11 protein-coding genes are annotated in these 12,168 nt (G+C 41.1%); 9 read left to right on the forward strand and 2 right to left on the reverse strand.

The genetic code is table 11. The features are described 5' to 3' along the window. Nucleotides 1–145: 145 nt before the first annotated feature. Entirely contained in the window at nucleotides 146–3,163 is a 3,018-nt protein-coding gene (locus WC743_RS08960) for a protein O-mannosyl-transferase family (protein WP_373011591.1), read from the reverse strand. Between the two features lie 359 nt (nucleotides 3,164–3,522). Between WC743_RS08960 and WC743_RS08965 the strand changes: the two genes are divergently transcribed. The 7 genes from WC743_RS08965 (at nucleotide 3,523) to WC743_RS08995 (ending at nucleotide 10,002) form a co-directional block, all read left to right on the forward strand. Next, nucleotides 3,523–5,154: a capsule assembly Wzi family protein gene (locus WC743_RS08965; RefSeq protein ID WP_373011592.1), complete on the forward strand. Its 1,632-nt coding sequence runs from the start codon at nucleotides 3,523–3,525 to the stop codon at nucleotides 5,152–5,154. A 216-nt stretch (nucleotides 5,155–5,370) separates the two neighbouring features. After that, on the forward strand, nucleotides 5,371–6,621 hold the full coding sequence (locus tag WC743_RS08970) for a DUF2130 domain-containing protein (protein WP_373011593.1): 1,251 nt from the start codon (nucleotides 5,371–5,373) through the stop codon (nucleotides 6,619–6,621). A gap of 96 nt (nucleotides 6,622–6,717) precedes the next feature. Then, nucleotides 6,718–7,371, forward strand: a complete 654-nt coding sequence (locus WC743_RS08975; protein WP_373011595.1) for a response regulator — start codon at nucleotides 6,718–6,720, stop codon at nucleotides 7,369–7,371. Between the two features lie 147 nt (nucleotides 7,372–7,518). Next, nucleotides 7,519–7,809: a hypothetical protein gene (locus WC743_RS08980; RefSeq protein WP_373011596.1), complete on the forward strand. Its 291-nt coding sequence runs from the start codon at nucleotides 7,519–7,521 to the stop codon at nucleotides 7,807–7,809. Nucleotides 7,810–7,826: 17 nt separating this feature from the next. Beyond that, the gene (locus tag WC743_RS08985) at nucleotides 7,827–8,201 is read left to right on the forward strand and encodes a two-component system response regulator (protein WP_373011597.1); all 375 of its coding nucleotides are present in this window, start codon (nucleotides 7,827–7,829) and stop codon (nucleotides 8,199–8,201) included. 102 nt (nucleotides 8,202–8,303) lie between these two features. Then, entirely contained in the window at nucleotides 8,304–8,654 is a 351-nt protein-coding gene (gene ssb / locus WC743_RS08990; RefSeq protein ID WP_373011598.1) for a single-stranded DNA-binding protein, read from the forward strand. A gap of 283 nt (nucleotides 8,655–8,937) precedes the next feature. Next, on the forward strand, nucleotides 8,938–10,002 hold the full coding sequence (locus tag WC743_RS08995; protein ID WP_373011599.1) for a M20 family metallo-hydrolase: 1,065 nt from the start codon (nucleotides 8,938–8,940) through the stop codon (nucleotides 10,000–10,002). Here WC743_RS08995 and WC743_RS09000 read toward each other — a convergent pair. Further along, nucleotides 9,995–10,465 carry a hypothetical protein gene (locus tag WC743_RS09000; RefSeq protein WP_373011600.1) on the reverse strand — a complete coding sequence of 157 codons (471 nt, stop codon included), beginning with the start codon at nucleotides 10,463–10,465 and terminating at the stop codon, nucleotides 9,995–9,997. The genes WC743_RS08995 and WC743_RS09000 overlap by 8 nt on opposite strands. 139 nt (nucleotides 10,466–10,604) lie before the next feature. Here WC743_RS09000 and argH point away from each other — a divergent pair, with 139 nt between their 5' ends. Further along, the gene (gene argH / locus WC743_RS09005; protein WP_373011601.1) at nucleotides 10,605–11,939 is read left to right on the forward strand and encodes an argininosuccinate lyase; all 1,335 of its coding nucleotides are present in this window, start codon (nucleotides 10,605–10,607) and stop codon (nucleotides 11,937–11,939) included. A 21-nt stretch (nucleotides 11,940–11,960) separates the two neighbouring features. After that, complete coding sequence (locus WC743_RS09010; protein WP_373011602.1) at nucleotides 11,961–12,161, forward strand: YwbE family protein; 201 nt, start codon at nucleotides 11,961–11,963, stop codon at nucleotides 12,159–12,161. Nucleotides 12,162–12,168: the final 7 nt, after the last annotated feature.

Here is a 12,168-nt window from a genome sequence, read left to right on the forward strand (position 1 = left end):
GGACACACCCCTCCACCCCTCTCAAGAGGGGAATCGCGCGTCCCGCCGCTTCTTTTTAACACCAACAACGGCGAAGCGGGATGAGTTAAACAAAAAAGCCACTCAGCATTTACACTGAGTGGCTTTTTTGTTGGATAGCTACTTTTTATTGCCTTCCTAAAACAGGGGCGAATTTGGTTGCGTAATCTTTTAGTTGTACAGAAAACTTGTTGCTCAATGCATCCTGGTGGCCTGCTTTACTAAATTCGGTAATACCGTTTAATACCTGCAAACCTATTTGTACATCGCGCACATTTATGTTGCCGCCGCCATTTTGCAGCTGGTAGTAGTTGTAATTTAACTGATCTACCAGGAAGCCGTCAATAGCGTTAACTATTTTATTACCCAATTTATGGTCGCCCAGGCGGTAAGCAATTTGGGCCATAAATAGTTTACGCCCGGCCACATCAATGTACGGGTTAAGATCAGGCAGTTCGTCATCATATTTGTGCAATACCTTTAGTGCCAGGTCTGGGTGGCCTTCCTGTTCCAGGTTACGGGCAAGGTCTAAAAACGTGGTAAGCAGCACCGGGTAAAACATGTTGGTAGATTCATGATCTAAATATTTAGCTGTTTTAAAATTGCCATATTTAAACTTATTCATCATGTTATTATACATTACCAGGCTGTTGGTTTTGCTCAGCTGATCCTGGTTGGCAGTATCGGCTTTAAACGGTATCAGGCGGTAAGTAAAGCCTTCTTTGTACAAGTATGGCTGTAAACCTATAAGGTTGCTGCTGCCAATGGTTGTGGTAAAGCAAATAGGCCTTTTCCAGTTATTATGGGCCAGTATATCTAATATGGCCAGGTTTTCTTTGGTTACATAGTTTGATGTGTAGGTCCACTGCATGGCGGTATCCAGCTTACTTTTTTGATCGGCCGTTATTACGCCATTTTTAAGCACATCATCAGCATTTATTTTTAGTTTGAACTTTTTAGTTGGCAGGTAGTTAACGCTTTCGCCGCCCTGGCTTTGGCCCTGCATGCTCTTATCATCAGAAGTAATAAAGTCAAAAACCTCTTTCACATCGGTATAACCGGGAATTTTGGCATCATTATAATAAATTACATCCCTAACACCTTCCTTATACTTATCATAAGGCATGGTAATAGGCAGCGGCGCGCTCTGGTTCATCGGTTTCTGCATCTGGCGGATATACCAGTCGCCGGTAAACAAGCTCAGGTTAACAATGCGCACATCAGGGCGAATACCTTCCACCTCCTGGTCATACCACAAGGAGTAGGTATCATTATCACCATAAGTAAACAAGATAGCGTTTGGCGGGCACGACATCAGGTAATTATAAGCCATATCGTGCGCGGTCATTTTGGTAGAGCGGTCATGCGCCTTCCATTCTTTAGAGGCCATTAAAACCGGCGCGGCAAGCAGGCAAACACCTGTTGCAATGTAGCCCGCTGTTTTAGCGTTGATCTTTTTGCTCAGCAGATCGGCAATGGCAATAACGGCCAAACCTATCCAAATAGCAAATGCATAAAAGGAGCCTACGTACGAGTAATCACGTTCGCGAGGCTGTACGTTGGCCTGGTTAACATATAATACCACCGCAATACCGGTAAAAAACCACAGCATCAACACAATCAAGGCGTCACGTTTTTTGCTGTTGAAATGGTATATCATCCCAATTAAACCTAAAATTAAAGGCAGGGCATATAGCGGGGTATAAGTTGTACCGTGTATTACACTGTTAGGCAGGTGCTTGCCGCCATCAAATATTCCGCTGGTCCAGTTACCATCATAACCTTCGGTGCTGTTTTGTCCGTCCTGGTCGTTGTAACGGCCAACAAAGTTCCACAGAAAATAGCGGCCGTACATTTGATAGATCTGCCAGCTAAACATCCAGCGCATATTATCGGCAAAAGTAGGTGATTGCCCTTCAGGCAGCTGCAGCCAATCGCGGTAAAACTGTACATCCTGTCCGTCGGTGCTGTACATACGCGGCAATATGGTGGTGCGGTCATAAACATAGTTAGGCCTTTTGCCGGCCACCTCATATTTTTTATCGCCCTTGCGGTAAATGGTGCTGCCCTCTGTTTGGTCAACAATTTTTGAGTCGAAATACGGCCCGGTAAATAAGGGGTTCTCGCCATACTGGATACGGTTTAAGTAACCGTACATAATAAAGGCATTATCGGGATGTGAGTTATTTAAGTTGGTATTTGCCGTTGCGCGGATAGGGATGTAAGCGAACGAACCGTAGCCAAAGTAAATGAAAGTGATACACAAAAATGCCAGGTTAAGCGTTGGCATGTTCTTTTTAATACTGTATTGGATACCGAAAATAAGTACGCCCACTAATAGCAGCAGGAAGAACAAAGCACCGGTACCAAAACCCATTCCAAGCGTGTTAACAAAGAACAGATCAAAGAAAGCGGCAAATTTAACCGTGTATCCCCTGATGCCGTATTGTACAAAAGCCAGTATTGCAACGCTAATTAAAAAGGCGATAAAAGCGCTTTTAATGTTGATGTTTTTATGCCTGCGGAAGTAATAAACCAGCGCAAGGGCCGGGATAGTTAACAGGTTTAACAGGTGGATGCCTATAGAAAGGCCTATTACATAGGCGATGAAAATGATCCATTTATCGGCACGGGGCTCATCTGCATGGGCTTCCCATTTTAATATCGCCCAAAATATAATAGCGATACATAATGATGATAACGCGAATACGATGGTTTCAACAGCCGAAAACCAGAAGGTATCGGTATAGGTAAATGCAAGCGCGCCAACTAAACCGGCACCCATTATGAGTGTGGTTTGTGCCTGGCCAAAATCTTTCTCTCGCCCAACAAGCAGCTTTTTAGCGATGGCTGTAATAGTCCAGAACAGGAACATAACGGTAGCGCCGCTTGCTATAGCCGAGCCCATATTGGTAAAGTATGGCACTTTAGTATTATCGCCCAATGATAAGAGTGAAAAAACCTTGCCCAGCATGGCAAAAACAGGATAACCCGGCTGGTGCGATACCTGTAACCTGTAGGCACATGATATAAATTCACCGCAATCCCAGAAGCTTACAGATGGTTCTAACGTTAAAATATAAGTTGCTGAGGCTATTATAAAGCATAACCAGCCTAAAAGATTGTTAATTTTATTGTATTGCATGTATCTAAGATAATAAGCGGGGCAAATATCAGTAATTTTATAACTTAATTGTAAAAAACACAAATTCGTTGCTGAAAATTAACAGAATTTAACGATTTGAATAGCAGGGCGGGGGACTCACCCCGCCTTCGCTGCGCCGGGTACCCCTCTCTGCTGCGCAAAGAGGGGGTATCAACAAAAGAACTTTGCTAATATTATAAAACCTCTGGCCGCTTCCAAAAGTCAATAAAACATATTTATAATATTTAGGGTTAATGTAGCGCTATGCAATACTTTTACCGTATATGTTTATATGATACTATAATGAGAATATCTATTAAATGTTACAATAATAAATACTTATTTTGCAGAGTATGCGAATGAACTGCTCCCAGGTTGCGGGTAAATATATATTAGTACTAATAATTGTTGTTTTTGTTACCTCCCTTGCGAAAGCGCAATCGGTATATCTGCCGCAATCCTATCAGTTTTATCAAAAGTTTAATGCCGATATCTACTCAAAAAGTAATTCGCTGCATACTTCACTAAGGCCGTTTTTAATAGACAGCTCAATTAATACAAGGTATAATCAGCTTATGAATTTGGGGGTTGATACCAATCGTAAAAGTTGGGTGTCGCGCAAATTGTTTAATGAGCATTTGTTTCAGGTAAATGCTAAAGAATATACATTTTATGCCGATTTCCTGTCTGAGAATATCTGGGCACATGATTTTGACGATCCCAATAAAAAACCCGCTTATTTTAAACCGATAGGCGTTGGCATAAAATCAAAACTTGGCTTAAATACCCGGGGTTTTCAGTTTGGCGGTACCGTTGGCGATAAATTTTCCTTTTATACCAGCGGATATGAGAACCAGGCCGTTCTGCCATCGTATTACAACTACCATGTTGATAGTTTGGGCTTTGTACCCGGCCAGAGTTACGACCGCAGCTTTGGTAAAACCACAAAAGATTATTCGTACGTAACAGCTATACTTTCCTATACGCCCATTAAACAATTGAATATTACTTTGGGGCAGGATAAAACTTTTATTGGCGATGGTTACCGTTCGCTTTTACTGTCAGATTATTCTGCTAATTACCCTTTACTGCGTTTAACGGCCAATGTGGGCAAAGTGCAGTATATGATGATGTGGACCTATCTGCAGGATCTTAACGAAAAAAAGTTTGATAGTTTTGGCAGCAACCGCCGTAAATGGGGCCTGTTCCATTACCTTGATTATAACGTAAATAACAGCCTCTCATTCGGGTTTTTTGATGCAGTGATCATACCGGAGGCCGATGCAAATGGTAACCGCCGCGGCTTTGATATCAACTTTATAAACCCTTTGATATTTATACCGGGTTCGGGCTCATCAGAGCAGCCCGCTAATACATTGGTAGGCTTTACGGGTAAATATAAAGTGTTTGATAAAAATGCGGTATATGGCCAGTTAATGATAGACCAGCTCAAATCAGAGAATGCCGGAGGGAACCGAACCGGTTTTCAATTAGGTGTTCGCGGGGCGGATATTTTTGGTGTAAAAAACCTGAACTATATTTTTGAATACAACACCGTAAAACCCGATACCTATTCCAGCGACCAAACGCTTACCTACTATACTTACTATGGCGAACCATTGGGGCATCCGCTGGGTGCAAACTTTAAGGAGTGGACAGGCATAATGAATTATTCGGCCGGCAGGTTTGATTTTCAGGGGCAACTAAATTATTCTAAATATGGATATGACGGCCGCGTTTTTGATTATGGCAATAACGTAGCTTTACCACCAAAACCAATATCCGGCAAAACACCTTTGGGGCCGGGTGTTACCACCAGTGTAAAATATGCCGAGGGTACTGTATCGTTTATTGTAAACCCAAAATACAATTTCCGCTTTGAGCTGGCCGGCCTTTACCGCGACCAAAAAACAGCGCTCGGCAGCAAAAAAACTGTCATGCTCTCTTTCGGTTTGCGTACAACTTTCAGGAATTTATATCATGATTTTTAATGAGTTGAATTCCGGCGAAAGGGCTTGATCTGATTGAAAATTATTAGCGTTTTTTAGTGAAAATTAGAGCAAAAATGTAAGAAACCGGCATCAATCGGTATCTTTTCATTAACCGGAATTTCCTATTAGTTAATAGCACCCAAACTACATTTCCCAAAAAACTATTTATCTTTGATTTTTGCATTTGGTTAAAAATGCGATCTCTCAATTACAATTATGGCTACAGAAGTTAAGTGCCCAAGCTGCGGCCATTCCTTCCCCATTGAGGAAGTTATGGCCGAGGAATATAAACAGCAGCTCAGGCTGAAAATGCAGGATTATACCCGCCAGAAAGAAGATGAATACCGCAAAAAGGATGAAGATTTTGCCGCTAAAGAACGGCAGCAGCTACAGGCTTTTGAGCAGCGCCTTGCCGGTGAGAAAAAGGCCTTGCAGCTAACGCTGGAAGAAAATCTGCGCAAATCTATCGCTTCAGACTTTGAAAATCAGCTGCTTATGCTGCAAAACTCGGTAAATGCCAGTGCCGAAAAACTAAAAGAATCCCGCCAGAAAGAGCTTGAATTTATGCAGCGCGAGCAATCGCTAAAGCAAAAAGAAGAAGAGCTTGAAATTGCCCTGCAGCGCAAACTACAGGAGCAGCGCGCCGAGCTTACCGAGCAGATCCGTAAACAGGAAACCGAAAAACACAGCATAAAAGATACCGAGCACCAGCTAAAGGTGAAAGAAATGGAAAAGCAGCTTGAAGATCAGAAAAAACTGGTTGACGAGATGAAACGCCGGGCCGAGCAGGGATCAATGCAGTTACAGGGTGAGGCCCAGGAACTTATACTTGAAGAACAGTTACGCAGCTATTTCCCTTTTGATGTGATCAGCGAAGTAGGTAAAGGTGTACGCGGGGCAGATTGTGTACAAACTGTACGTAACCAGTTTGGGCAGGAATGCGGCCGTATTATTTATGAAAGCAAGCGTACATCAGCTTTCGGTGGCGACTGGATAGAAAAGCTGAAAAAAGATATGCGCGCATCAAATGTTGATGTTGCCGTAATTGTAACCCAATGCTATCCGAAAGGAATGGATTGCTTTGGCGAAAAAGACGGGGTATGGATCTGCAGTTTTGATGAATTAAAGGCCGTGTCTTACATACTGCGTGATGGTGTGCTAAAGCTGGCTGCTTTGGCAAAATCACAGGATAACAAGGGCGACAAAATGCACCTGCTGTATGATTACCTTACAAGCAGCGAGTTTTCTGAGCAGTGGAAAGCCATCCGTGAAGGGTATATGAGCATGCGGATCTCTATACAAAAAGAACGCGATGCCATGGAGAAAATGTGGAAAGCCCGCGAAAAACAACTGGAAAAGGTATTGCTGAACGCTGCTCATATTAAGGGATCAATTGAAGGTATTGCAGGAAATGATATGATACAACTGAGTTTGGGTGATGAGGATGATGCATTACTATTAGAATAATTTTTATCTCAATAATTTATTATATTTACTTTTATAGCCGTTTTCCCTTAGATTGTTCCGTTCCTTTTTTTATTTCTTCAATTGGTTTGTTGTAAAATGATTAAAATTATACTTGCCGAAGATCATAACGTGGTACGTAACGGCATTCGCTCGCTTTTAGATAAAGAAGAGGATATACAGGTTATAGCCGAAGCCATTAATGGTAAAATGGCCTTGCAGCTATTAAAGGACGGCAATATTCCGGATATTATACTCGCAGATATTAACATGCCTGAAATGGGCGGCATGGAAATGGTAATGCAAATATCACAGTCTCATCCTAAAATAAAGGTGATCATGCTATCAATGCTTGATCATGAAAAGTATATTATGCAGGCGTTTAAGGCAGGCGCTACAGGCTACATTTTAAAAAATGTTAACGCTATAGAGCTGGTATTTGCTATCAGGCATGTATGTACATCTAACGAAAAATATATCTGTAATGAGCTTTCATTGAGGTTGCTTGAAAAATTGATGCACACGCCTGACAATAGCTTTGAAGTTGAGGTTGAGGATCTTGATATTACCAAGCGCGAAGTTGAAGTGTTAGCACTTATAGCAGAAGGCTACACCAATCAGGAAATTGCCGATAAACTTTTTACCAGTAAGCGTACTATTGAGGGTAACCGCCAAATGCTTATTGAAAAAACAGGTACACGTAATACGGCGGCACTCATCCGCTATGCAATACTGAATAACATCATCAGCTGATTTCCCCAAAAAATCATTACTACATCTTTAATATAACCCTTTGCTGAATAATAAGCACATAATGCGTATTTGTTCGGATGCAATAGGGTACTTATACTTAGTTAATATCAAAACCCTTTATTCAGCTTTGTATACAATCGTCATCCAATGTTAGCTATTCTTACCCCCTCTGTAATGAAATTTTTGGTGTTGCAGGGTTATAGGTATTGCTTATCAAAAACCACAAGCGTTCAAAAAAACGATGCATCGGTGTGCATTACCCTAAAGCCCATAAAATCAAGGCCTGCAACACGTTTTTTGCCGCAAGGATATGATACCTATTTCAGCATTATGCACGAGCCATTGCAAATGGCCCAGGGAATTAATGATACTGAGGTGTTAGTGAAACTGGATGATTATGATCTTAAAAAGTATAAGGGCAGTATAAGTATTGTTTAAAAAAGCTTAAATATATTATGACAAAGCGTTTGCTCATTTTAGATGATGACAAGGATATCCTTGATGTTATGAAAGAGATATTCATTGATGAAGGGTATGAAGTAAAAACAATTGAAAATGGAGATAACATACTCAGTGATGTAATAAGTTACCGCCCTGATATTATTTTGCTCGACTATATTTTACATGGTATAAATGGCGGCGAGTTATGCCACCAAATAAAAACAAATGAGGCAACCTGTACAATACCAATAATTATAGTTACAGCGTATTCAAAAGTGATTAACTCTTTAGGGCACTACGGTTGCGATAGTTTTGTATCTAAACCATTTGACATTACCGAATTGGTTCAGCAGGTAAATGAATTGCTTAATTGTCCAAAAATAGCGTAAAAGGGGTATTTATACCATTGCTAAACTGTATTAATACGGTAAGCAATTCAAAATTATAATTCAAAATTGCAGGGTGCTATTTCACAAAAAAAATATTTACAGATGCTAAGTAATACCGGAATAAACAAGATCATATTATTAGGGCAAATATATCAGGAACCGCAAATGAGTGCGGATGTCAACAGGAATAAATTTTTATACTTCACCCTTGTAACTAATGAAGTAATTAAAAAGGGCCAGGATAGTGTTGAACATAACGAATATCATAATATAAAAATCCCCGAAAAACTCATTACCCAGGATGCATTGTGCCTTGAATTTGGGCAAACACTTTACATTGAAGGGAAAATTCAAACCACATCATTTATGGATGATCTGCATGTAAAAAGGTATAATTTAGAAATAGTGGTTAATAAAGTAGAGGTAGTTAAACCGGTACCATCAATTGTCTGATATTTAATTATAAATTAAATGAATTTATAATTAAATTTGGCCAGAATATGCCGAGACTTTAAGAAAAAACAATTACCAAAGCCGGGTTTAGCCCGGCTTATTTTTTTGGACGGTAATTTAAAAAGCAGCGCCATCTTAATTTATTCGGCACCTCTCAATTAATTGTATCAGATCTATGTTACCCTTATATAAATTAAGGATGAACTTATATTACTCAAATTGCTACCTTTCATAAAAAACCTTACTTTTACCGCTTTACCATCGGGATAGATCCCCGTAACCTATGGCAGATATAACAGCATTGTCGCAACTGGCTTTACAGCTTTTACAACAACTAATTTCTATACCATCTTTCAGTAAGGAAGAAGACCGCACTGCCGATCTGATAGACCAGGTTTTGCAGCAGCACGGTGTTACCACGCATCGTAAACTCAACAATATTTGGGCCTGGAACAAATATTTCGATGCAGCCAAACCCACTATACTGCTTAACTCACATCATGATACCGTTAAGCCCAACTCCGGCTACACCCGGGACCCATTTGATGCCAAAATTGAGGATGGCAAACTTTACGGGTTAGGAAGCAATGACGCCGGCGGTTGCCTGGTATCACTTATTGCGGTATTTCTTTATTTTCATGAAAAAGAGAATTTAAAGTATAACTTTTGCCTCGCTACCACTGCCGAGGAAGAAATTTCGGGCGTGAACGGTCTGGAACTGATCATCCCTGATCTGGGTAAGCTTGATTTTGGTATAGTGGGCGAACCCACCCAAATGGATCTTGCCATTGCAGAGCGTGGCCTGATGGTGCTTGATTGCGTTGCACACGGCAGGGCAGGGCATGCCGCCCGCGAAGAAGGAGATAACGCTATTTACAAAGCACTGGCAGATATTGAATGGTTCCGCAACTTTAAGTTCCCTAAAGAATCGGAAGTATTTGGCCCTATAAAAATGTCGGTAACCATTATTAATGCAGGCTCGCAGCATAATGTAGTACCTGCAACCTGTACTTTTACGGTTGATGTAAGGGTTACCGATGCTTACCGTAATGAAGAAGTACTGGAGATAATTCGCCAGCATGTAAGCTGTGATGTAAAACCACGCAGTATTCGCTTAAAACCATCATCAATAGATAAGAACCACCCTTTTGTACAGGCAGGCGTATTACTTGGCCGTGCCACTTATGGTTCACCAACAACATCAGATCAATCCCTGCTTGATATTCCGTCCATCAAAGTTGGCCCCGGTGATTCAGCACGTTCTCACATGGCCGATGAATTTATTTATGTAGATGAAATAGGCGAAGGGATTGAGCTGTATATTCGGATGCTTAGCGAAATCATTTGATTCGTTTAAAAAGCCCTCCTAGAATATTTACAAGAAAAATCAATTGTGCAATAACCAGCATAATAACCATTCCGGCATACATGAATTTCCAATTTTTCGCATTTTCAGGTTCTACAAACGCGTAATACCTTGTAGGTGGTGTTGAGTATGGTATATTAAAAGTTATTGCTACTACCAAAATAACTAAAGCCAGGGTAGACATAATTATATGAGCCCAGGTAAGCTGTAAAGAAAGCAACATGCCATTTGTGAATATATAAATTAGCCAAATAGCCAATAAACACATAGCCAGTGGTTTAAAAATTCCATTAATTGAAACAATATAATAGGTATCCAGGAGATTAATGTCGACGCTTTTGCTGGATGGAACAAATGATACTATAAAAAATAAAACAGCCATTAATGCAAATATTTCAAATGGCCTCTTTTCTAAGTTTAAAAACGTCAGGTATTTATTTTGCATGCTGTTTAAACAATTTAGTTTAGGTGAGATAAATATAAACGATTGCCATTAATCTTCCCTACTTTGCAACTGTAATAAACCCTGATTTTTGCCCCGGCAGGTGCTACCCATCTACACCATTTAATTTTATATTTGCACCATGAGTAAATTATGGCAAAAAACCACAAACGTTAATAAGCTGGTTGAAAACTTTACTGTTGGCCGCGATCGTGAGCTGGACAGGCAAATGGCCGCTTTTGATGTGTTGGGTTCACTGGCCCATACCACTATGCTGCAATCAATAGGTTTGATGGATGCTGATGATCTTGCACTGGTTCAACGCGAGTTGAAAGCCATATATGCCGATATTGAACAAGATAACTTTACAATAGAAGATGGCGTTGAGGATGTGCATTCGCAGGTAGAAATGCTGCTTACCCAGCGCATTGGGGATGCCGGTAAAAAGATACACAGCGGCCGTTCACGGAATGACCAGGTATTGGTAGATCTGAAACTATTCTTCCGCCATCAGTTACAACAAGTAGTTACCGAAACTGATACATTATTTCGCCAGTTAATAGCACTGAGCGAACAGCATAAAGACGTTTTATTACCCGGCTATACACATTTACAGGTAGCCATGCCATCGTCATTTGGCCTATGGTTTGGCGCTTACGCCGAAGGCTTGGTTGATGACCTGGAGATGGTTTTAGCCGCCTGGAAGATCACCAATAAAAACCCATTAGGTTCGGCTGCGGGCTATGGTTCGTCGTTCCCGCTAAACCGCAGCATGACAACCCAGTTACTTGGGTTCGAGAGCTTAAACTATAATGTGGTTTACGCGCAAATGGGCAGGGGTAAAACCGAAAGGATAATTGCACAGGCATTATCGTCTATTGCAGCCACACTGGCTAAAATGGCAATGGATCAGTGCCTGTATCTGAGCCAGAACTTTGCATTTGTGAGTTATCCTGAAAACCTCACCACCGGCAGCAGCATTATGCCGCATAAAAAGAACCCGGATGTTTGGGAAATTATGCGCGGCAAGTGTAACCGCCTGCAGGCACTGCCAAATGATGTAGCTATGATGACCACCAACCTGCCATCAGGCTATCACCGGGAGCTGCAATTGCTAAAGGAGTTATTGTTCCCGGCCTTTGCAGACCTTATCGACTGCCTGCAAATGGCAACCTTTATGCTGCAGAACATCACTGTAAATAAAAATATTTTAGACGATCCTAAGTATGCCTATCTTTTTAGTGTAGAGGAAGTGAACAAATCTGTACTGAACGGTACACCATTCCGTGATGCTTATAAGCAGGTGGGGCTGGCTATTGAACAAGGTAACTTTAACCCGGATAAAAGCATCAATCACACCCATGAAGGCAGCATAGGCAATTTGCAAAATGAGCAGATAAGCGAAGCAATGGACAAGATGCTGGAAAGCTTCGACTTTAAAAAGGTGGAGAACGCGATAAGCTGGCTGGTGAAGTAACCGGTATAATTGGTATAAAACATGAACGGACAAAATAGGGCGGATATATATCCGGGATTAGAAGTAGACATCATCCTTAAAAAAGATCAGCGCAGCGGCAAGCTTACACGTGGTATAGTTAAAGATCTGCTTACCAGCTCATCTTTCCATTCCCGTGGTATAAAGGTGCGTTTAGAGGATGGCCAGGTTGGCCGGGTTGCTAATATTGTGGAAGAGGATTGATATATTT

Source organism: Mucilaginibacter sp., from assembly GCF_041660805.1.
Lineage (GTDB): Bacteria > Bacteroidota > Bacteroidia > Sphingobacteriales > Sphingobacteriaceae > Mucilaginibacter.